General features: G+C 70.9%; 20 protein-coding genes and 1 pseudogene. 7 read left to right on the forward strand and 14 right to left on the reverse strand.

Features of this window, described 5'->3' with window-relative positions:
- The first annotated feature begins 124 nt into the window (after positions 1 to 124).
- On the forward strand, positions 125 to 1,546 hold the full coding sequence (locus AB0I77_RS49450) for a lipase maturation factor family protein (RefSeq protein WP_363289561.1): 1,422 nt from the start codon (positions 125 to 127) through the stop codon (positions 1,544 to 1,546).
- Here the strand turns inward: AB0I77_RS49450 and AB0I77_RS49455 are convergent.
- Genes AB0I77_RS49455 through AB0I77_RS49490 form a run of 8 tightly spaced genes read right to left on the reverse strand, consistent with a single transcriptional unit; the run spans position 1,534 to position 9,410 of the window.
- The gene (locus tag AB0I77_RS49455; protein WP_363289562.1) at positions 1,534 to 2,370 is read right to left on the reverse strand and encodes an amidohydrolase family protein; all 837 of its coding nucleotides are present in this window, start codon (positions 2,368 to 2,370) and stop codon (positions 1,534 to 1,536) included. The genes AB0I77_RS49450 and AB0I77_RS49455 overlap by 13 nt on opposite strands.
- Positions 2,355 to 2,669 (reverse strand): L-rhamnose mutarotase, encoded by a 315-nt coding sequence (locus AB0I77_RS49460; RefSeq protein WP_363289563.1) that lies wholly within the window; start codon positions 2,667 to 2,669, stop codon positions 2,355 to 2,357. Before AB0I77_RS49460 ends, AB0I77_RS49455 begins: the two co-directional genes overlap by 16 nt.
- Positions 2,666 to 3,688, reverse strand: a complete 1,023-nt coding sequence (locus tag AB0I77_RS49465; protein ID WP_363289564.1) for an aldo/keto reductase — start codon at positions 3,686 to 3,688, stop codon at positions 2,666 to 2,668. The genes AB0I77_RS49460 and AB0I77_RS49465 overlap by 4 nt, the downstream gene beginning before the upstream one ends.
- Positions 3,685 to 4,440, reverse strand: a complete 756-nt coding sequence (locus AB0I77_RS49470; RefSeq protein WP_363289565.1) for an SDR family oxidoreductase — start codon at positions 4,438 to 4,440, stop codon at positions 3,685 to 3,687. The genes AB0I77_RS49465 and AB0I77_RS49470 overlap by 4 nt, the downstream gene beginning before the upstream one ends.
- Positions 4,437 to 5,789, reverse strand: a complete 1,353-nt coding sequence (locus tag AB0I77_RS49475; protein WP_363289566.1) for an L-fuconate dehydratase — start codon at positions 5,787 to 5,789, stop codon at positions 4,437 to 4,439. The genes AB0I77_RS49470 and AB0I77_RS49475 overlap by 4 nt, the downstream gene beginning before the upstream one ends.
- 36 nt (positions 5,790 to 5,825) lie before the next feature.
- The gene (locus tag AB0I77_RS49480; protein WP_363289567.1) at positions 5,826 to 6,854 is read right to left on the reverse strand and encodes an ABC transporter permease; all 1,029 of its coding nucleotides are present in this window, start codon (positions 6,852 to 6,854) and stop codon (positions 5,826 to 5,828) included.
- Positions 6,847 to 8,337, reverse strand: coding sequence for a sugar ABC transporter ATP-binding protein (locus AB0I77_RS49485; RefSeq protein WP_363289568.1), 1,491 nt, complete (start codon positions 8,335 to 8,337; stop codon positions 6,847 to 6,849). The genes AB0I77_RS49480 and AB0I77_RS49485 overlap by 8 nt, the downstream gene beginning before the upstream one ends.
- On the reverse strand, positions 8,334 to 9,410 hold the full coding sequence (locus AB0I77_RS49490) for a sugar ABC transporter substrate-binding protein (RefSeq protein ID WP_363289569.1): 1,077 nt from the start codon (positions 9,408 to 9,410) through the stop codon (positions 8,334 to 8,336). The genes AB0I77_RS49485 and AB0I77_RS49490 overlap by 4 nt, the downstream gene beginning before the upstream one ends.
- A gap of 163 nt (positions 9,411 to 9,573) precedes the next feature.
- On the opposite strand from AB0I77_RS49490, the gene AB0I77_RS49495 reads away from it, so the two are divergent.
- The 3 genes from AB0I77_RS49495 (at position 9,574) to AB0I77_RS49505 (ending at position 12,243) form a co-directional block, all read left to right on the forward strand.
- Positions 9,574 to 10,290, forward strand: coding sequence for a FadR/GntR family transcriptional regulator (locus tag AB0I77_RS49495; protein ID WP_363289570.1), 717 nt, complete (start codon positions 9,574 to 9,576; stop codon positions 10,288 to 10,290).
- A gap of 19 nt (positions 10,291 to 10,309) precedes the next feature.
- A complete protein-coding gene (locus tag AB0I77_RS49500) occupies positions 10,310 to 11,065 on the forward strand; it encodes a DUF2071 domain-containing protein (RefSeq protein WP_363289571.1) in 756 nt (251 codons plus the stop codon).
- Between the two features lie 140 nt (positions 11,066 to 11,205).
- Entirely contained in the window at positions 11,206 to 12,243 is a 1,038-nt protein-coding gene (locus tag AB0I77_RS49505; RefSeq protein ID WP_363289572.1) for an alpha/beta fold hydrolase, read from the forward strand.
- Positions 12,244 to 12,255: 12 nt separating this feature from the next.
- Here the strand turns inward: AB0I77_RS49505 and AB0I77_RS49510 are convergent.
- Both AB0I77_RS49510 and AB0I77_RS49515 read right to left on the reverse strand, forming a co-directional pair.
- Positions 12,256 to 13,791, reverse strand: a pseudogene (locus AB0I77_RS49510) (alpha-L-fucosidase).
- A 15-nt stretch (positions 13,792 to 13,806) separates the two neighbouring features.
- On the reverse strand, positions 13,807 to 15,651 hold the full coding sequence (locus AB0I77_RS49515; protein WP_363289573.1) for a family 20 glycosylhydrolase: 1,845 nt from the start codon (positions 15,649 to 15,651) through the stop codon (positions 13,807 to 13,809).
- A gap of 249 nt (positions 15,652 to 15,900) precedes the next feature.
- On the opposite strand from AB0I77_RS49515, the gene AB0I77_RS49520 reads away from it, so the two are divergent.
- A complete protein-coding gene (locus AB0I77_RS49520) occupies positions 15,901 to 17,244 on the forward strand; it encodes an amidase family protein (protein ID WP_363289574.1) in 1,344 nt (447 codons plus the stop codon).
- A gap of 19 nt (positions 17,245 to 17,263) precedes the next feature.
- On the opposite strand, the gene AB0I77_RS49525 is transcribed toward AB0I77_RS49520, so the two are convergent.
- Together AB0I77_RS49525 and AB0I77_RS49530 are read right to left on the reverse strand one after the other, a co-directional pair.
- Positions 17,264 to 17,746, reverse strand: coding sequence for a GNAT family N-acetyltransferase (locus AB0I77_RS49525; protein ID WP_363289575.1), 483 nt, complete (start codon positions 17,744 to 17,746; stop codon positions 17,264 to 17,266).
- 57 nt (positions 17,747 to 17,803) lie between these two features.
- A complete protein-coding gene (locus AB0I77_RS49530) occupies positions 17,804 to 17,977 on the reverse strand; it encodes a hypothetical protein (RefSeq protein ID WP_363289576.1) in 174 nt (57 codons plus the stop codon).
- 307 nt (positions 17,978 to 18,284) lie between these two features.
- Between AB0I77_RS49530 and AB0I77_RS49535 the strand changes: the two genes are divergently transcribed.
- Together AB0I77_RS49535 and AB0I77_RS49540 are read left to right on the forward strand one after the other, a co-directional pair.
- Positions 18,285 to 18,722, forward strand: coding sequence for a hypothetical protein (locus AB0I77_RS49535; protein ID WP_363289577.1), 438 nt, complete (start codon positions 18,285 to 18,287; stop codon positions 18,720 to 18,722).
- Positions 18,723 to 18,747: 25 nt separating this feature from the next.
- Positions 18,748 to 19,563 (forward strand): SDR family oxidoreductase, encoded by an 816-nt coding sequence (locus AB0I77_RS49540; RefSeq protein ID WP_363289578.1) that lies wholly within the window; start codon positions 18,748 to 18,750, stop codon positions 19,561 to 19,563.
- A gap of 25 nt (positions 19,564 to 19,588) precedes the next feature.
- Here the strand turns inward: AB0I77_RS49540 and AB0I77_RS49545 are convergent, their stop codons facing one another.
- Positions 19,589 to 20,623 carry a hypothetical protein gene (locus AB0I77_RS49545; protein WP_363289579.1) on the reverse strand — a complete coding sequence of 345 codons (1,035 nt, stop codon included), beginning with the start codon at positions 20,621 to 20,623 and terminating at the stop codon, positions 19,589 to 19,591.
- Positions 20,620 to 21,291: a hypothetical protein gene (locus AB0I77_RS49550; RefSeq protein WP_363289580.1), complete on the reverse strand. Its 672-nt coding sequence runs from the start codon at positions 21,289 to 21,291 to the stop codon at positions 20,620 to 20,622. Before AB0I77_RS49550 ends, AB0I77_RS49545 begins: the two co-directional genes overlap by 4 nt.
- Positions 21,292 to 21,320: the final 29 nt, after the last annotated feature.

A 21,320-nucleotide genomic window follows, 5' to 3' on the forward strand; every position in this document is an offset into this window, starting at 1 on the left:
GCCAGGATTTGGCTGATAATTCGACCGGTACGACCGGTCTACGGCTTGCGATGGGAAGGTACACGGAGAGTCACGCAAGGTTCCGGCGCGAGAGTCGCGAGAATGGAGACAGGAGAGCACGGCCGTGGACTGGTTCACCGCCCCCGAGTACTGGATGAGCCGGCTGGTCTTCCAGCGGGCTCTGGCCGGCGTGTACCTCGTCGCGTTCCTCACGGCGGCCCTTCAGTTCCGTGCGCTGATCGGCGAGCGCGGCATGCTGCCCGTCCCCCGCCATGTCGAGCGGATGCCGTTCAAACGGGCGCCGAGCCTCTTCCACCTCCACTACTCGGACCGTTTCTTCGCGGCCTGCGCCTGGGCGGGCTGCGCGGTGTCGGCGGCGCTGCTCGCGGGGCTGGACTCCCGACTGCCACTGTGGGGCGGGATGCTGCTGTGGCTGGTGCCGTGGCTGCTGTACCTGTCGATCGTGAACGTCGGCCAGACCTGGTACGCCTTCGGCTGGGAGTCCCTGCTCCTGGAAGTGGGCTTCCTCGCGGTCTTCCTGGGCAACGACGAGGTACCCCCGCCACTCTTGGTCCTCTTCCTTGCGCGCTGGATCCTGTTCCGCGTCGAGTTCGGCGCGGGTCTGATCAAGATGCGCGGTGACGAGTGCTGGCGGAAGCTGACCTGCCTCGACCACCACCACGAGACACAGCCCATGCCGGGGCCGCTCAGCTGGTTCTTCCACCATCTGCCCAAGCCGCTGCACCGGGCGGAGGTGGCCGCGAACCACTTCACCCAACTCGTGGTGCCGGTGCTGCTGTTCACCCCGCAGCCGGTCGCCACGGCCGCCGCCTCGCTGATGATCGTCACCCAGCTGTGGCTGGTGCTTTCGGGCAATTTCTCCTGGCTGAACTGGATCACCATCGTGCTGGCGCTGTCGGCGGTGGAGTTCCCGAGCGATCCGCCGTCGGTGCCCGAGGCCCCCCTCTGGTACGAGGTGGTGGTCCTCGCGGTCGCCGCGCTGCTCGTGGGGCTCAGCTACCAGCCGGTCCGCAACATGATCTCCCGCCGCCAGGTCATGAACCGCTCCTTCGACCCGCTCCACCTGGTCAACACCTACGGCGCGTTCGGCAGTGTCAGCCGGATCCGGTACGAGGTGGTGGTCGAGGGCACGGCCGACGACGTGCCGCGCGAGGAATCCGACTGGCGGGAGTACGAGTTCAAGGGCAAGCCGGGTGATCCGCGGCACTGGCCGCGCCAGTTCGCGCCCTACCATCTGCGCCTCGACTGGATGATGTGGTTCGCCGCGCTGTCGCCCGCGTACGCCGGGTCGTGGTTCGGCGCGCTGGTGGAACGGCTGCTGGAGAACGACCGCGACACGCTCAAACTGCTGCGCCGCTCACCGTTCCCGCCCGACGCGCCACCCCGCTATGTCCGCGCCCGCCTCTTCCGCTACCGGTACACGACCTGGCGCGAGCTGCGGGAGACCGGCGCGTGCTGGGAGCGGACCTATGTGCGGGAGTATCTGCCGCCGACGCGGCTGACTCAGGCGGCTCAGAGGTCGTAGACCCGGGTGGCCGTGGTCTCGAGGACCTGGGTGTGTTCCTCCCCTCCGATCAACTGCCGTGCGAGGTCCAGCACTTCGGCGTACGTCGCCTCCGTCGTGCACACCGGCCAGTCCGAGCCGAACATCAGCCGGTCGGGGCCGAACGCGTCCAGCACCGTGTCGGCGTACGGGCGCAGGTCCTCGACGGTCCAGGAGGCGGGGGCGGCCTCGGTGACCATGCCGGAGAGTTTGCAGACGGTGTTCGGGAGCGCGGCGAGGGCGCGGACGTCGGACGTCCAGGGTTCGCGCGCGCCGGAGGCGATGGGCGGCTTGCCCAAGTGGTCGAGGACGAAGGTGAGTTCGGGCAGGGAGGCCGCCGCCTTGGCGCAGGCCGGGAGCTGGTGGGGCAGGACGACCAGGTCGTAGACCAGCCCCGCGTCGGCGACGGCGGTCAGGCCGCGTCGTACGTCCGCACGCAGCAGCCACTCCGGATCGGGCTCGCCCTGGACCTGATGCCGGATGCCCTTGAGGTACCGCCCGCCGGGGAGTTCCCGCAGCCGGGCCAGTTCGTCGGCGACGTCGGGGCGGGTGAGGTCACTCCAGCCGACGACACCCGCGATCAGCTCGTGCTCGGCGGCCAGGGTCAGCAACTCCGGCGTCTCCTCGGCCACTGTGACCGTCTGGACGAGCACCGTGCGGTCGACTCCGGCCGCGCGGGCCTCGGGTGCGAGGTCCGTGAGCGTGAAGTCCCGCCGGAGCGGGCTGTCTGCGCCGATCCAGTCCTGGTCCCGGACCGACAGGTCCCACACGTGGTGGTGCGCGTCCACGGTCACGGCAGCTCCCATACGACGGGCAGGCCGGCGTCCGCGCCCTCGCCGGAGTAGTCGTGCACGACGTCCAGCAGGTCGGCCATGCGGGCCTGCCAGGCGACGTTGACCGGGAGTTTCTCCAGCTCGGCGATCAGGCGCGGGTAGTCCTCGCACTCCAGGAGGTGGAAGAGGTCGGTGCCGCTGCGCCAGATCGTCCAGTGGGTGGCGCCGGCGGCGCGGATCGCGTCGGTGAGCTCGACCGGGACCTCGCGGTGGGCGGCCTCGTACTCGGCGATCCGGTCGGCGCGGACCTTGGTGTGCAGGGCGACTCTCATGACGGCTCCTCCGACGGTTCCCCGGACGGCTTCTCCGACGGCTCCTCTGCGGGGAGGGGGGCGTCGGCGGGCACCAGGCCGGTGTCGCGCAGCTCCCGCCAGAAGGCGGCGGGGATCGGGGCCGCGAACTGGTCGGCACAGTCCTGGACTTCGTGCGCCGACCGGACGCCGACCAGGACGCTCGCCACCGCCGGGTGGGCGGCGCAGAAGGCGAGAGCGGCGGCCCGCAGGGTGGTGCCGTGGCGCTCGGCGACGGATTTCAGCCGCAGCGCCCGGTCCAGCACCCCGGCGGGCGCCTGCGCGTAGTTGTACATCGCTCCCGGCCTCGGGTCCGCCAGCAGGCCGGAGTTGAAGGCGCCGCCGACGACGACCGACGTGCCGCGTGCGGCGGCGGCCGGGAGGAGCTCGGTGAGCGCGTCCTGGTCGAGCAGGGTGTAGCGGCCGGCGCACAGCACCACGTCGACGTCCGTGTCGCGGACGAAGCGGGTGAGCATCTCCGCCTGGTTCATACCCGCGCCGATCGCGCCGACCACCCCCTCCGCGCGCAGCTTCTCCAGGGCCGGATAGCCCTCCCGGAAGGCCTGTTCGGCGTGGTCGTCGGGGTCGTGGAGGTAGACGACGTCCACGCGGTCCAGGCCGAGCCGTTCCAGGCTGCCCTCCAGGCTGCGTCGTACGCCGTCCCCGCTGAAGTCCCACACGCGGTGGTGGGTGGCCGGGACCGCGAAGCCGTTGGCGAGGTCGTCGCCGCCTCGGTCCCACGGTTCCAGGCGGCGGCCCACCTTCGTCGAGACCGTGTACTGGGTGCGGGGGTGTTCGCGCAGGGCCGCGCCGAGGCGGCGTTCGGACAGGCCGAGGCCGTAGTGCGGGGCGGTGTCGAAGTAGCGGACGCCCCGCTGCCAGGCGGCGGTCACGGCCGCGTGCGCCTGCTCCTCGCCGACCTCGGTGAAGAGGTTGCTGATGGCGGCGGCGCCGAAGGACAGTTCGCTGACCTCCACGCCGCTCCGGCCCAGCCGGTTCACTGGCCCACCGGACGCAGTCGCAGGCCCTGCATACCGCCGTCCACGGCGAGGGACGTACCGGTCGTGGCGCCGGACAGCGGGCTCGCCAAGTAGGCGATGGCGCCCGCGACTTCCTCGGCCGAGACCAGGCGGCCGGTGGGCTGGCGGGCCTCCAGGGCGGCGCGCTCGGCGGCCGGGTCGGGGGCCTTGGACAGCAGGCGGCCGATCCACGGAGTGTCCGCCGTACCCGGGTTCACGCAGTTGACGCGGATGCCCTCGCGGACGTGGTCGGCGGCCATCGCGAGGGTGAGGGAGTACACGGCGCCCTTGGTCGCGCTGTACAGCACCCGCTGCGGCAGGCCCGCCGTGGCCGCGATGGACGACGTGTTGACGATCGCCGCGTGTGCGGATCGGCGCAGGTGGGGCAGCGCGGCGCGGGCGACACGGACCATGCCGACGACGTTGACGTCCAGGACGCGGTGCCACTCCTCGTCGCCGTTGTCCTCGACGGTGCCCTGGGCGCCGATGCCCGCGTTGTTGACCACGACGTCCAGTCCGCCGAGGTCGGCGACGGCGGCCGCCACGGCCTCGCGTACGGAGGCGTCGTCGGTGACGTCGGCCCGGTAGCCGAGCAGCGGCTTCTCCACGGTCGACGGGTCCAGGTCGAGAACGGCGACCTGGGCGCCGCGCGCGGCAAGCAGTTCCGCGGTGGCCCGGCCGATGCCGGAGGCGCCGCCCGTCACCAGGGCCTTCAGGCCCTCGAAGTCGCTCATGCCGCCTGTCCCTTCTTGTGCGAGTTCTGGGTTTCGGGATCGGCCGCCCAGAAGGCGCCGTCGGGGAAGCTGTACCGCGCGATGGACTCGGGCCGCATGGCGGCCGAGAAGCCCGGCGCGGTGGGTGCCGTGTAGTGACCCTCGCGGATCACCACGGGGTCGAGGAAGTGGTCGTGCAGATGGTCGACGTACTCGATGACACGGTCCTCGGTGGTGCCGGAGAGCGCCACGTAGTCGAACATCGAGAGGTGCTGGACGAGTTCGCACAGGCCGACACCGCCCGCGTGCGGGCACACGGGCACGCCGAACTTGGCCGCCAGCAGGAGGACGGCGAGGTTCTCGTTGACGCCGGCGACCCGGGCCGCGTCGATCTGGACGACATCGACGGCGCCGGCCTGGAGGAGCTGCTTGAAGACGACCCTGTTGTGGACGTGCTCGCCGGTGGCGACCTTGACGGGGGCCACGGCCTGGCGGATCGCCGCGTGGCCGAGGACGTCGTCGGGACTGGTGGGCTCCTCGATCCAGTACGGGTCGAACTCGGCGAGGGCCTTGGTCCAGCGGATCGCCTCGTCGACGTCCCAGCGCTGGTTGGCGTCGATCGCCATGCGGATGCCGGGGCCGACGACCGAGCGGGCGACACGGCAACGCCGGATGTCGTCGTCGAGGTCGGCTCCCACCTTGAGCTTGATCTGCCGGAAGCCGTCGGCCACGGCCTCGGCGGCGAGCCGGGTGAGCTTCTCGTCGCTGTAGCCGAGCCAGCCCGGGGAGGTGGTGTAGGCGGGGAAGCCCCTCTCGAGCAGGTCCGCGGTGCGCTCGGCGGCGCCCTGCCTGCCACGCCGCAGGAGCTCCAGCGCCTCCTCGGGCGTGAGCGCGTCCGTGAGGTAGCGGAAGTCGATCTGGGCGACCAGCCACTCGGGGTCGGCCTCGGCGAGCAGGCGCCACAGCGGTTTCCCGGCGCGCTTGGCCGCCAGGTCCCATACGGCGTTCATCACCGCGCCGATCGCCATGTGCATCACGCCCTTCTCGGGGCCGAGCCAGCGCAGCTGGCTGTCGCCGATCAGGTCGCGGTTCAGGATGCCCGGGTTCGCGCAGAGTTCGTCGACCGACCGTCCGATCACATGGTGGCGCAGCGCGTGGATCGCGGCGACCTGGACCTCGTTTCCCCGCCCGATGGTGAAGGTGAAGCCGTGCCCCTCCGGTCCGCCGTTCTCCTCGGTCCGCAGCACGACGTACGCGGCCGAGTAGTCGGGGTCCGGGTTCATCGCGTCGGAGCCGTCGAGCTCGCGCGAGGTGGGGAAACGGATGTCGTAGGTGTCGACCGCGGTGATGCGGTCGGGCGTCGGGGACACAGAGGGCCTTTCGGTCGGTGACGGGGACGAGGCGGGTCAGTCCTGGGCACGCCCCGTCGTCACACGGGCGATCATGAGGGCGACCAGGATGATTCCGCCGTAGATGGCCTGGATCCAGAACGACGGGACCTGGGCGAGGGTGAGCAGGTTCTGTACGACTCCGAGCAGGAGTACGCCGGTGAGGGCGCCGAACATGGTGCCCTTGCCGCCGTCGAGGCTGATGCCGCCGATCACCGCGGCCGCGAACACGGTGAAGATCATGTTCTGGCCCTGGTTGGCGCTGATCGCCCCGACGTAGCCGGTCTGCATGATGCCGCCGATCGCGGCGAGGGCGCCCGCGACGACGAACACGCCGAGCATCACGCGCTCGACGCGGATACCGGCCGCGCGGGCCGCGTCGGCGTTGCCGCCGATGGCGTACAGGGCGCGTCCCACGCGGTGGTACTTCAGCACGAACCCGGCGACCGCGAAGGCGACCGCGGCGAACCACACCGACATGGGGACGTTCAGGAAGGTGGTGGTCGCCAGCGAGTAGAAGCTGTCGGGCATGCCGAACAGCGTCTTGCCCTTGGTCGCGCCGACGAGCAGGCCGCGCAGGACGATCAGCATCGCGAGCGTCACGATGAACGCGTTCAGCTTGAACTTGACGACCAGGACGCCGTTGAAGGCGCCGATCACCGCGCCGGCGACGACGACCGCGAGCAGGGCGAGCGCGGCCGGGAACTCGGTGCCCCAGCCGGACTGGGCGACGGGCAGGACGAGGAGCGCGCCCACGGCGGGCGCGATACCGACGACCGATTCCAGGGACAGGTCGAACTTGCCGGTGATGAGCACCAGCGCCTCGGCCAGCACCACCATCGCGAGGGCGGCGGACGCGCCGAGGATCGAGATCAGGTTGCGTTCGGTGAGGAACGAGTCGTTGACCACCGTGCCGAGCACCATGAGCAGCAACAGGGCGGGGACGAGGGCGAGTTCGCGGGCCCGGCGCACCAGGACGGTCCGGGCCGAGCCCGGGGCGGTGGCCCCGACCCGGGCGAGCGGCGGGGCCGCCTTGAGGTCAGCCATGGTCCACTCCTTCGATGGAGGCGATCAGCTCGTGGTCGCGCCAGCCCGCCGGGTGCTCGGCGACCACGCGACCGTGGAAGAGGACGAGGACGCGGTCGCAGCGCCTGAGGTCGTCGAGTTCGTCGGAGACGACGAGGACGGCGGTGCCGTCCTCGCGGGCGCTGTCCACGCGGGCGAGCAGGGACTCCTTGGACTTCACGTCGACGCCCGCGGTGGGGTTGATCAGGACCAGCAGGCGCGGGTCGGAGGCGAGGGCGCGGGCCATGACGACCTTCTGCGCGTTGCCGCCGGACAGGTCGGAGACGGGCTGTTCGGGCCCCTCGGTGTGGATGTCGAGGCGCTCGATCAGCTCGGTGGCGAAGCCGCGTTTGCGGTCGGTGCCGACGAAGCCGTAGCGGCCGAGCCGGTCGAGGACGCTGAGGGTGGCGTTGTCTCCGACGGTCATGCCGAAGACCAGGCCCTGGCCGTGGCGGTCGCGCGGGACACAGCCGACGCCGGCGCGCAGAGCGGCCGGTACATCGCCGAACGGCAGTTGTTCTCCGCCCAGTCGAGCCGTCCCGCTCGTCGGCGTGTGCAGTCCGGTGAACGACTCGGCCAGCGCGATCTTGCCGCTGCCACTGGATCCGGCGAGCCCGACGACCTCGCCGCCGCGCACGGTCAGGTCGATGTTCTCGTACGACTCGGAGGTGAGGCCGTGCACGTCGAGGAGGACGGGAGCACCCTCGTCAACGGCCCTGTGGTGCAGGGCCTGTTCGGAGATGACCTCGCCCGCCATGGCCTCGACCAGGGCCGCCTTCGGCAGGTCGGCGACGGGTGCCGTGGTGATCCAGCGGGCGTCCCGGAGGACCGTGACGGTCTGGCACACCTCGTACACCTCCTGGAGGTGGTGCGAGATGAACAGGAAGGTGACCCCGGACTTCTGGAGGGCGCTCATGCGGGTGAAGAGCCGCTCGATCTCGCGGTTGTCGAGCTGGGCAGTGGGTTCGTCGAGGACGATGAAGCGGGCGCCGAAGCTCAACGCCCGGGCGATCTCCACCATTTGACGGTCCTCGACCTTGAGGTCGGCGGTACGCGCCTGAGGGTCGACGTGCACGTCCCAGGCGTCGAGGAGTTCGGCGGCCTGGGCCTTGAGCCGACGCCAGCTGATGAACCGGTTCTTGAGCGGCTGGCGGTTGATGAACAGGTTCTCGGCGACCGTCAGCTCGGGGACGACCGTGGGTTTCTGGTAGACGCAGGCGACCTTGCGGCGCCAGGCGTCCCGGTCGCCGAGCGGGGGCGCGGCCTCGCCGTCGAAGCGGATCGTGCCCTCGTCGGGTGCCTGAAGGCCGGTGAGAAGGGTGACGAGGGTGGACTTGCCGGCGCCGTTGCGGCCGACGAGGGCGTGGGACTCGCCGGGCAGGACGGTGAGCTGCCCGTCGGCGAGGGCGGTGGTGGGGCCGTAGCGCTTGACGATGCCCCGTGCTTCAACCAGGGGGGTGCTCATTTGACCGTGTTGCCCCACAGCTCGGAGTCGTCGACGTTGTCCTTGGTGACCAGGGGCGCGGGCAGCTGGTCCTCGAGGATGCCGCTGGGCAGCTTGACGATCGTCGAGTTGTGGTCGGTCGGGCCGGGCTTGAAGGTCTTTCCCTGCATCGCGGCCTTGATGTAGTACATGCCGTACTTGGCGTAGGCGTCGGCCGGCTGGGAGACGGTGGCGTCGATCTCGCCCTTGCGGATGGCGTCGAACTCCTGCGGGATGCCGTCGTTGGAGATGATCGTGATGTGGCCCGGCTGCCCGGCCTTCTTCAGCATGCCCTTCGACTTGAGGGTCTGCACGGTCGGCGCGAGGTAGACGCCGCCCGCCTGCATGTAGATGCCCTTGATGTCGGGATTGGCATTGAGGAGGGTGTCGAGCTTGGAGGCCGCGGTGTCGGACTCCCACTTGGCGGGGATCTCCAGCACCTTGAGCTTCGGGAAGCTCTTCTTCACGCAGGAGCGGAAGGCCTCCGAGCGCTCGCGGCCGTTGACCGAGGCGAGGTCGCCCATGATCTGCACGACCTTGCCCGAGGGAATCTGTTCGCCGAGGTACTGGCAGGCCTTCTCGCCGTAAGCCACGTTGTTGGCGCGTACCACCATGGCGACCTTGCCCTTGTCCGGTGCCACGTCGACCGCGACCACCGGCACGCCCTTGCGCTCGGCCTGGTCGAGGCCGGCCTCGATGGCGGCGCTGTCCAGCGGGGCGACGACCAGACCCTTCACCCCTTGGTTGAGCTGGGTGTTGATGTCGGTGATCTGCTGCGAGGGGTCACTGTTGGAGTTGACCGTCTTGAGCGCGTCGACGCCTTCGGTCTTCGCCATCTTGGGCACGTAGTCGTTGTACGACTGCCAGAACGGCGAGGTGAGCAGCGGCAGGATCACGCCGACCTTGCCGGTCCCGTCGCCTCCCCCGCCGCCTTCCGAGCCGGCGGAGTCCTTGGTGCTGCCGCACGCGGCGAGCACGAGCGAGGCGCTGGCGGCCGCGGCCACCGCACCGATGATCCGAAACCTGTTCCGGTTCCCCACTGTCCTGCCGGGCATCTGGTGGCTCCTCGTTGAGCGTGTTCGAGCAGATGTCCGCATACTTATCAGACCACTCCCCCGGAAGAACACCCTCCGAGGCACATTTCCCCGACTTTTAGCCGTAGTGGTCCGACCACCTTGGTGATTAGACTGCGGCGCACCTGGTGAGTGGAGGAATGGCGTGGACGACGAGACAGCCCCGCAGAAAGGCACCGTGACGCAGCGCGCCATCGACCGGATCAAGGCGATGATCGGCGAGGGCCGGCTGGAGCCGGGCGAGCGCCTGCCCACCGAGCGCGAGCTGGCCGTCCAGCTGGGCATCTCCCGCAGCTCGATGCGCGAGGCGATCCGCGCGCTCACGGTCCTGGGCGTGCTGGAGGCCCGGCACGGCTCGGGCATCTATGTGACGCAGCTGGAGGCCGGCGATCTGCTGGAGACCTTCGGCGTGGTGGCCGACCTTTCGCGCGGCCCGCGCCTGGTGGAACTGCTGGAGGTGCGTCGGGTCCTGGAGTCGACGGCGACCGCGCTGGCCGCCGCGCGGATCACCCCGGACCAGCTCGCCGAGGTGGAGAAGCATCTGACGGCGATGAACGCCACGGAGGATCCTGAGGTGATCCTCGCCCACGACCTGGCCTTCCACCGCGAGATCTCGACGGCCGCCGGCAACGAGACCATGGCCGCGATCCTGGACGGCCTGTCCTCCCGCACTTTCCGCGCCCGCGTCTGGCGCGGCTACCAGGAGGAGGGCGCCTTCGCCCGCACCCGCCGCGAACACGCCGCGATCCACCGCGCGCTGGTCGCCCGCGACCCGGAGGCGGCGCGGGCGGCGGCGGCCGCGCACGTGGGGGAGGTCGAGGAGTGGCTGCGCTCACAACTCGACCACGACTCCATTTCTTGATCACGTGGGACGCTGCGGTATGGAGATCGAGCCGATCACCCTGTCCACGCCACGACCCGTGCGGCGGCCCACCCTGGTGCAGGGCTGGTACGAACTGACCTTCCTGCACTGGCCGGTGGAGCCGGAACGGGTGGCGGGGCTGCTGCCGCCCGGCACCCGCCCGGACACTCTGGACGGGGTCACCTACGTCGGGCTGGTCCCGTTCCTGATGCGCGGCGTGGGCCTGGGGCCGGGACCGGGGCTGCCCTATCTCGGCACGTTCTGCGAGACGAACGTACGGCTGTACTCGGTGGACGACCAGGGCCGGCGCGCCGTGGTGTTCCGGTCCCTGGACGCGGCCCGCCTGCTCCCCGTACTGGCGGGCCGGCTCGGCGTCCGGCTGCCCTACACGTGGTCGACGATGCGCATGCGCCGCGACCGCGAGGTGATCACCTACAGCTGCCGGCGACGGCGCGGCGCGACCCGGGGCCCGGAGAGCCGCGCCGTGGTGAGAACAGGCGAGCCGGTCGCACAACCCACGCGGCTGGAACGGTTCCTGACCGCCCGCTGGGGTCTGCATGTGTCGTGGTACGGCCGCACGGTGCACCTGCCGAACGAGCACGCGCCGTGGCCGCTGCGCCGGGCCGAACTGCTCCACCTGGACGACGGTCTGGTCACCGCCGCCGGCCTGCCGCACCTGGCAGGGGCGCCGGTCAGCGTGCTCTACTCACCGGGCGTCGCGGTCCGGTTCGGAACGCCCTCGGTGCTGTCGCCGCGCCTGCGCCGGGGCCGATAGACAGTTCTTCGTCCACCCGGGCGGCGCGGTCCGACCGAGGCGGGGGGGCGCCGCCGGCGCGCACGGGGGGGCGTGAACGCGGAGGACTTGAAAGCGCGGGTACGGGCGCCGGTCGCCTCCGCTCGGGGCACAATGACGGTATGCGGTCATGGAGTACGGCCTGCGTCGCCGTCGCACTGGTGCTGGTGGCCGCGACGGGCTGCACCGGAGACGGCGACGGCGACGATGCCGCGCGCAGCAGCCCGCCCGCCTCGACCCGCACCGCGAGCCAGGCCCCCACCGCGACGCCCTCCCCCACCCGCACACCGGCCGACCCGGTGTCGATCCCGGGCCTGATCCAGCGCGAGCACACCGGTTCCGGCCTCGAACTCGGCGCCGTGATCACCCGCACCTCCGCCTACACCAGCTACCAGGTGACGTACGAGGCGAACGGGCTGACCATCTCGGGCCTCATGAACATCCCGGCCGGCAAGGGCCCCTTCCCGGCACTGGTGCTGGCCCACGGCTACATCGACCCCGCCGTCTACACCACCGGCCGGGGCCTGGCCCGCGAACAGGATCTCCTGGCCCGCAACGGCTACGTGGTCCTGCACACCGACTACCGCAACCACGCCCGGTCGGACAAGGACCCCGACAACGACGTCAACCTCCGCCTCGGCTACACCGAGGACGTCATCGCGGCGGCGAAGGCCCTGCGGTCGTCCGGGCGGCCGGAGATCGACGGCGACCGCCTCGGACTGCTGGGCCGGTCGATGGGCGGCGGTGTCGTCTACAACACGCTGGTGGTCGCCCCGGGCCTGTTCGACGCCGCCGTCGCCTTCGCACCGGTCAGCTCGCGACCGGAGGAGAACATCGACCAGTTCCAGCGCCCCGAGGGGGACCCGATCGTCGCCGAGATCGAGGCCGAGCACGGTACCCCGGAGGAGAACCCGGCCTTCTGGCGGGAGGCCTCGCCGATCACGTACGTGGACCGGGTGACCGAGCCGCTGCTCATCCACCACGGCACCGAGGACGACACCTGCCCCATCGCCTGGACCCGGCAGACCGTGGCCGCGTTCGAGAAGGCGGGCAAGGACGTCCAGCTGCGCACCTACTCCGGCGAGGGCCACACCTTCTATCCGCAGTGGCAGCGCTCGATGGACACCACCATGGCGTTCTTCGAGCGCCACCTGCGCTGAAGCCGAAGCCACTCAGACCCGCGAACGGTACAGCCCGAACTCCGCGATCCGTACGGCATCCCGGGCCCCTGTCACCCGAACCCGCCACCGCCGCGCCCGCACCGCAGCGGGCAGCAGCAGGATCCGGCTCGCGCCCATCGTCCCGGCCCGGGCGACCTCTCCCCACGCGCCGTCACGGAAGGCCTCGACCACGAAGGCCTCGACCTGCTGGCCGTGCCCGATGTCCTCCGCCAGCCGGACCCGGTCGGCCTCCCGTTCCGTGCCGAGGTCGACGGTGACGCGCCCGGGTGCGGTGGTCGTACGCCCGGTGCGCGCCAGGTCCTCCGGCAGCTCCCGCTCGATCCGCTCGCGGAACTCGCGCAGCCGGGTCACGTCGGTGGCGTGCAGCAGGCCCTCCGTGTCCGGCGGGACGTTGAGGAGCAGGACGGCGTTGCGACCGACCGAGCCGAAGTAGATGTCCGTCAACGCGTCGACGGACTTGGGTTGCTGTTCCGCGTGGTAGAATCAGCCGTCGCGGATGGAGACATCGCACTCGGCGGGCCACCATTGCAGGTAGTCCGTGACCGGCTGCGCCTTGACGAGCGCGGCGCGACCGCCCTCGTCGGGGGTGTCGTAGGACAGGGCCCAGTCCGTGCGTCCGTACTGGTTCTCCTTGACCGGGATGACGCTCCACTCGTCCTCGCGCGCCAGCCCGCCCTCGTTGCCGACCCAGCGCACGTCGGGCCCGGTCACGGCGATCGACGCGTCCGGGGCGAGGGTCCGCACGAGCGTGTACCAGCTGTCCCAGTCGTAGTTCTCCACCTTGTCCGGCGGGATGTGCCCCTGGGCGCCGTCGAACCACACCTCGTCGACCGTCCCGTACTCGGTGAGGACCTCGTAGAGCTGGTTGAGCATGTGGGCGCCGTAGTCGGTGGCCTGGAGGGTGTACGACCGCAGCGGTGTGCGGTCGTCTCCGTCGACGAGGGTGGGGATGGTGTGCGTGGCGCGTGCGCTGCCGTTGGCGTACACCCCGTGCAGGTACTGGTTCTCGTCGGCGGGTGAGATGTAGACGCCGACCTTGATGCCGTACCGGCGCATGGAGTCGGCGAAGGAGCGCAGTACGTCGCCCTGTCCGTCGCGCCAACTGCTCGACGCGACCGAGTGGTCCGTGTAGCGGGACGGGTAGAGCACGAAGCCGTCGTGGTGCTTGACGGTGAGGATGGCGAGCTTGAAGCCGCCGTCGCGCAAGGCCCTGGCCCACTGGTCGGTGTCGAGGCCGACCGGCTGGAACACGTCCGGGTCCTCGTCGCCGGTGCCCCACTCCAGGCCGGTGAAGGTGTTCACGCCGAAGTGCAGGAACGCGGTCCGCTCCAGGCGCTGCCAGGCGATCTGCCGTGCGGTGGGCCGCACCTGGGAGGCCTTGCGGACCAGCTCGGCCTCGGAGTCGTCGGGCGAGACGGGGATACGGCTACGCGGGTCTTCCGGTGCGGCGGACGCCGGCGGCGCCGGGATGCCGGTCACGGCGAGCGCGGTGGCGGCGGTGACGAAGAGTCGTCTGGAGACAGTCATGCGAGGGCACTCTCCTCAGGTCAGGTGCCAGACGACCGGCGGGCGCCGGTCCGGCGGGTACTGCACGAGCCGGCCGTCGTCCAGGCTCACCGTCATCTGGGTGATGGCGTTGACGAGCCGGTAGCCGCCGCCCGTGGCGGGCACCAACTCCCAGCGCTGCAAGGTGTTCTCGGCGTCACAGGTCTGCCCGGTCACCTCGACGCCCGGCTGGAGCGGCACGTTGAGCGTGAGCTTGCCGCCGCGTACCTCCAGGCAGCCGTCGGCGGTCCGCAGGGTCGCGTAGCCGTCCGCTGTGTGCCCCACCTCCGCTTCGAACGACGAGCCGTCCGTCTTGAAGGTGTACGTCCCGTCCGCCACCGGCACCCGGGTCAGGTCCCGCCAGTCCGGCGCGTGCCCCACGGCCGTGCCGCGTGCGGTGAACTCGGCGTAGGTGGCGTCGGGGTGCGGAGCGCCCCAGGTGGCCTGGGCGATGTGCCGCAGCGCGGGCCACAGCTCGGCCGAGACCTCGTTCTCGGTCTCGCCGCGGCCGTTGTCGGGCCAGAGGCTGATCTTCGCGCCGGTGATGCCGTCGCGGGAGGCCAGCTTCTCGCCCTCGAAGCCGCGCGGGTCCCAACTCTGGTCGTACAGCGCCTTGGTGTCGCTGTGGAAGCCGCCTCGGACGAGGTACAGCGAGTAGGCCGCGTTCATCAAGGGGTAGCCCTGGGCGAGGAGCTGGCTCGGTTTCGTCGCCACGTTCAGCCAGTGCTCGACCGTCGTGCCCGCCGCGACCGGCACGGTGTTGGCGCCGGTGAGCCCGTCGTTCCAGATGCGCAGCTTCTTGCCCTTGGCCGCCGCATAGGCGTGGACGCGGTTGACGAAGTCGATGAACGCGTCCTGAGGTGTGGCGTCCGGGCCGTACTTCTCCTGGGCGTACCGCAGGACCTGCGGGTACTTGGCGAAGTCGGAGCCGAGCATGTACTCGTCGGCCCCCATGTGCCAGGAGCCGGCGGTGAAGACCTGGGCATACTCGTCGATCAGGCTGGTGTAGTAGTCGAAGGCGGCCGGCTGGGTGATGTCGAGGCGCGAGGGCTGCCTGGCGCCGTCGGAGTCGGTCAGCTGGAGATCGGGGCGGTTCTCTATCCACGGGTCCATGTGTCCCGGGGAGTTGATCTCGGGGATGATCTCGACGTGGTACCGCTCGCCGAGCGCGACGAGGCGGCGGATCTCGTCCTTGGTGTAGTAGCCCCAGGTGTTGGCCTCGGGGTGGGCGTCGCTCTTCACCTTCAGTTCGAGGAGCAGCTGGTTGAGCTTGTGGTACGCCATCTCGCGGACCAGGTTCTCCAGCCAGGGCAGGGAGATGTGGACGTAGCAGGCGCAGACGCCGACGCCCCGCTCCCGGTAGCGCGGCACGTCGACGGTGCGTCCGGCGGGGATCCGGTCGCCCTGCGCGAGGAGCTGGAGGAGGGTCCGGGTGCCGTAGAAGGCGCCGGTCTCGCTCGCGCCGGTCACCGACAGGCGGGCGCCGGCCCGCAGTTCGTAGCCCTCAGCGCCGAGCTCCGCCCGGGACGGCCGTACGTCGATAACGATGTCACCACTGCGGGCGCCGCTCGTCACGACCGGGACCGTGCCGTGCCCCGCCGCCCGCAGATCGCCGGCCAGGGTGTCGGCGACCCGTCGTTCGGCCGGGCCGTCCGCCACGAGGCGGGCGCCGGGCCGGTAGACGTAACTGCCGGATGCGGGTGTCCAGTCGGACAGGGCGGGCACGGTGACAGGCGGCCCCTGCTCCTGCCGCGCGAAGGCCGGAATCGGTGCCAGGAGCAGCATCAGCACCGCCAGGACGCCGACCAGTCTCAGTCGTTCCAGTCTCAGTCGTTTGCTCATGAGCGACTCCCATTCATCGGAGGCCTGATGATTGGTCGGCCCCTTCGACGTGTCAATGGGGTCCGACGGCACGCGAGTTGGGCCCTTTGATCGGATGACCTGCTGACATTTGGGCGACGGTCGACCGCCGGAGCTCGAAAAGTCCAACAAGACCGGTCCGAATGTCCAAGCGCGAGCCCTCTCGACGCGGCGCCCCCGCCCGGGCAGAGTTCTCCCTATGTACTCGCGAGTAGCCAACGAGGAGCGCCCGTGACCAGCTGGGTCGGCCGGACCGCCGCCGAGATCGCCGCCGCCGTTCGGGATAAGCACGCCACCCCACGCGAGGTGGTGTCCGAGCACCTGGCCCGGATCGAGCGGCTCGACGGCCGGGTCGGCGCCTTCCGCACGGTGCGGGCCGAGGCCGCCCTCGCCGAGGCCGACGAGGTCGCCGCCCGGGGCGACCTGGCCGAACTGCCGCTGGCCGGGGTCCCGGTGGCCGTCAAGGACAACCTCGCCGTGCGCGGCGAGGCGAGACGCCTCGGCACCGAGGCGACGCCGGACACGCCCTGCGCCGACGACCATGTCACCGTGGCCCGGCTGCGGGCGGCGGGTGCGGTCGTCGTGGGCCTGACCACCATGCCGGAGCTGGGCGTCTTCGGCACCACGGAGGGCGCCCACGGCACCGCCCGCAACCCGTGGGACACCTCCCGCACGGCGGGCGGCTCCTCCGGCGGCGGCGCGGCCGCGGTCGCCGCCGGCCTGGTGCCGATCGCCCTCGGCAACGACGGCATGGGCTCCCTGCGCATCCCCGCGGCCAACTGCGGCCTGGTCACCCTGAAGCCGGGCCCCGGGGTGGTCCCGGCCGGCATCAGCGACGGCGACTGGTTCGGCATGTCGGAGAACGGCCCCCTCGCGACGACGGTCGAGGACGTGCGCCTGATGCTGTCGGTCCTCGCCGACACCGAGTTCGTACGACGGGACGGGCCCACCCCCTACCGGGTGGCCGCGTCCCTGCGCAGCCCGATCGCCGGTGTCGCCGTCACCAAGCCGTATACGGCCGCGGTCCGGGAGGCGGCCGGGCTGCTCATGAAGGCAGGTCACCAGGTACGCCGGGCCGACCCGCCGTATCCGATGTCGCTGAGTTTCACCTCACTGGCCCACTGGACGGCGGGCACGTTCGTGGACGCGCGGGGCCTGGACCGACGGCAGCTCGCCCGGCGCACCCGGGTCCACGCGAGCGTCGGCCGCGCCTTCCTGAACGGCGTGCGCACCGGCAAGGGGCGGGAGGCGCTGCGCCGGCACCTGGAGCCGTTCTTCGCCGAGTACGACGTGCTGCTCGCCCCGGCACTCGCCCGCCGCTCCCCCAAGTCCGCGCCCTGGCACGAGCGGGGCTGGCTGCGCAATGTCCTGGCCAACACGAACTACTCGCCGATGACCCCGCCGTGGAACCTGACCGGCTGGCCGGCGATGTCCGTCCCCTTCGGCACCCTGCCCTCCGGCGCCCCCTGCGCCGTACAGCTGGTGGGGCGGCCGGGCTCGGAGGCGGACCTGCTGGCGGTGGCCGAGCAGTTGGAGCAACGGCGGCCGTGGCAGCGGACGGCGCCGCTCGACTAGGACAGGTCCTAGCCCTGGGCTACAGCGCCTTGTGCATGATGTGCAGGCCCACCCAGCCGTGCCGGGGATGTTCGTACGCGTCCGGGACCGTGCCCAGGACCGTGAAGCCGAGGGACGTCCAGAGCTTCACGGCCGGGTTGGTCTCGACGACCGCGTTGAAGACCATGCCCCGGTAGCCGGCGGCCTCGGCGGCGCTCAGGAGGTGTTCGGCGAGGGCTCGGCCGATGCCGCGGCCGGCCTGGTCGGGGTCGACCATGAAGCCCGCGTTGGCGATGCGGGCGGCGGGACCGCCGTAGTTGGGGGTGAGGTAGGCGGAGGCCACGACGGCTCCGGTGGCGTCCTCGACGACGTAGACGGTCTTGGCCGGGGCCATCCACAGGGCGCGGGCCGCCGCCTCGGAGGTGTCCGGGTCCCAGGCGTAGGTCTCGGCGGCGGCGACGATCCGGTGCCAGAAAGGCCAAATCCGTGGCCAGTCCTCGGCCACGGCTTCTCTGATCAGCATGGGCGTGAGTCTCGCACGCCCATGCGGTCGGCGATCGCGACGGGGCAGCCCCCGGCGTCAGTCCACGCTGGGCAGGATGTGGGGCTCGGCGAGGTCGTCCTCGTAGCCCGCCAGACGGATCGGGGCCGACCGGGCCCATACGTCGAGGCTGCCGATCTCTCCGGGCCGGCCGCCCGCGCGCTCCGTGCGTTCCTTGGGGCGCTGTTCGCGATTCGTCTTCTCCGGTGTCACCGCGCACTCCTTTTGTGTCGGGTCACCCTCGGGGCATACCTGCCCGGCCCTTGTGAACCGGCGTGTCCCATGACGGACCATGGGTGTGGGGAGGACCCCTGTACTGCTGTCCGTCCGCTATAGATTAACCAAATGAGCGGCCCCCCGCTCGATGGGGCTGAAAACAAGGGGTAACTATCCGGAGTCGGCCCGTGTTCGACCGGACCTGGCGAAGGGGCGGCGCAGTTCAAGTCCCGTTGGCCGAATCGCAAGCCGGCCATGGTCTGCTGACGGACGGCAACGGCTTGTCCGGCGGGAGGACTGGCGCATGGAGCTGCGCAGTGTCGAAGAGCTGATGGATCTGCTGTACGCCTGCCGAGGCGCCCGGAGCGCTCCCGGCCTCGGCGCGGGCCACGTCGATCCGCATCAACACGCGCTGCGAACGGCCGCGCTGCTGCGCCGCACCCGGCCCGCCGACAAGGAGCTCCAGATCGCGGGCCTGGTGCACCCCATCGGACCGCTGCTGCGGCCCGGTGACGAGGCCGCGCACGCGCGCTGCGCGGCCGACGCGGTCCGCCCGCTGCTCGGCGAGCGGGTCTACCGCCTCGTCCGCGGACACGCCCCCGAGGACGACGACCTGCTGCGTCTGCGCCAGGCCGTCGAGGAGGGCCGGAGCGCCGACTTCGACGCGGGGGTCCTGGAGGACTGGCGCACCGTGCTGGGGCTGGTTGCGGCACGCAACTCCCGTCTGGGGGCTGTCGACTGACGGTCCGTCATGAGACGGTACGGCGATGACGTCGTCGTACGGACTCGCGGGCCGGGCCGCTGTCGTCACCGGGGCCACGCGCGGGATCGGGCGGGCCGTCGCCGAACAGCTGGCCGCGGCCGGGGCGCTGGTGTGCGTGACCGGGCGGGACACCGACGAGGTCCGGCGGACCGCTCAGCGGCTCGGCGGAATCGGCCTGGCGGGCAGCGTCGCCGATCCGGACCACCTGCGGGAGGTCACGGACCTGGTGATGCGGGAGTTCCACCGGATCGACGTCGTTATCAACAACGCGGCGACCAACCAGCCGTACGGACCGCTCATGGACGCCGACCCGGACGCCTGGCGCAAGGCGTTCGCCGTCAATGTCGAGGCACCCCTGCGGCTCGTGCAGGGGGCCTGGCGGGCGTGGATGAGGGAGCACGGGGGCTCGGTCGTCAACATCTGCACGGAGGGCGCGGAACACGTCGGTCCGCACGTGGGCGCGTACGGCACCAGCAAGGCGGCCCTCCTGCATCTGACGCGGCAACTCGCCGGCGAACTCGCCCCGGGGGTGCGCGTGAACTCCGTGTCCCCCGGCCTCGTGCGCACCGAGATGGCGCGCTTCGTGTGGGAACGGGCCGAGCGGGAGGTGGCCGCGGGGCTTCCTCTGGGACGGATCGGGGAACCGGAGGATGTCGCGCGGGCCGTGGTGTGGCTGGTCTCGGACGCCGCCGAGTGGGTCACGGGAGCGGACCTGCTGGTGGACGGGGGCACGCGAGTGCGGGCGGCGCGCGGCGCGGACGGTGACGCCGTACACGAGCGGCTGCGTTCGGCCGCGCCGGGAAGGGATCCCGGCGGCTGAGCGCCCAGGAGCGGGTTCCGGTCGCTCAGAAGATGTCCCGTTCGTCGATGCCGGCCGCGCGCAGCTGGTCGCGGAAGTGCGTGAACCGTTCGTCCCGTCGCCGGCGCAGTTCCTCCAGCGGCGTGCTGCAGCCGAGCTCCGCCAGCAGGTCGGTGAACTCCTGGTCCGACCCGATGACGTGCCCGGTCTCCGTCCCGAAGCGGATGACCCTGCTGGCGAACTTGCGGGTCATGTCCATGCTGGCGTGGTAGGCGCGATAGGGCCGGGTCTTCGAGGAGAACTGGAGGTTCTCGGGGTATTCGGTGCCGTCGAGGTAGTAGGTGAGGAACATCCCGTCGTCGAACATCTCGCATCTGAAGAACGGCAGGTCGCGATGGAGGTAGACGGTGGTCGCCAGGGCCGCGCGCAGGTCGTGCAGGGCGGTCAGGGAGACGAAGACACGCATCCGGAGCACCTCGATCTCGCGGTCGACGTCCTGCGTGGTGGTCGCGCCCTGTTCGCGCAGCCGCATCGTCACATGGGCCCGCAGGCACTCCTCGGCGCCGGGGTCGAGGATGCACAGCCTGATCTGGTCCAGGCGGCGGAAGGCACGCTTGTCGCTGCCGAGGGCGAGCCGGAACGTCGCGAACTCGGCGGCACCGCCCTTGCTGTCGTAGCGCGTGGACGACTCCAGCAGCATCTGGAACGCTTCGCGGAAGCCCCGCTTCGGTACGTCCGCCGACTCGAAGACACCGCTGGGCAGGGACGCCTCGAAGCGGTCCCGGAACTGGGAGTGGGCGACGTCGATCGCATAGCCGGCCAGCTCCTGGGCTTGCAGCCGCTGCCGGAGCGGGTCGAGGAAGAGGGAGACCATGACGTAGATGAAGACCGAGGCGATCACGGATTCGCCGATGGCGGCCAGCGCCGTCGACCACTCCTGGTCCAGGTCGAACACCAGGCCCCACACGATGAGCACCACGCCCACCACGGTGGCCACGAGCATCACCAGTCCGGCCCACAACCGCGTGTACTGGGCGAATATGCGAACACCGTCGGGGTTGCCCGAAGCGGGAAGGGTCATGCCTTCAGCCTTTCTGCCACGAGTTCCATCAGGTCGGCGATCTCGTCGGCCCCGAGCCGGCTGATCGCCGTCGGCCCGGTCCGCTCCTCTGGCTCTGTGGCGGGGACGACCGTCGTCGTCCGGGCGACGTCGCGGCCCTGTAGGACGACGGTGACGACCGGGTGTCCGCTCTCGGGGTCGGCGCGGTGCAGGACACGGTGGTCGAGGGTGTACGACTGCCCGGTCCGGTGCCGGACGGTGCGGGTCGGGCGGAGCCGGCCGGTGCCGTCGGGCGTGTGGTGGTAGGCGCCCGCCGCGTCCTTCGAGAGCCGGTGGACGGGCGTGTCACCGGACGTGCGGTCCAAGGCGAACTGGTTCTCCAGAAGCACACCGGAGACGACATGGGAGGCGAAGTCCCAACGGTGATCGTGCACATCGGAGGGCGGGACGGGACGGTCCCACACATGCACGCGCAGCGCCCAGGAATCGGCACTCGGGGAGAGCAGCTTCATCTTGTAGAAGCCGTTCGGATGCCGGTAGCACAACGTGTCGGAGAGCGAGGCCCTTTCTTTCACCGCGGCCATCAGGTACTCGCGGAGCCGGCCGCTGTCGCAGACCGCGGAGAGCGTCGGCAACAGATCCTCCGAGCCGGACACCGCGGAGTCGATGAAAGTGAGCAACTCGGTCATGAGCGGCATGCTACTGCCCGACCGCACCG

It is taken from the genome of Streptomyces sp. NPDC050619 (genome assembly GCF_040654815.1).
Lineage (GTDB): Bacteria > Actinomycetota > Actinomycetes > Streptomycetales > Streptomycetaceae > Streptomyces.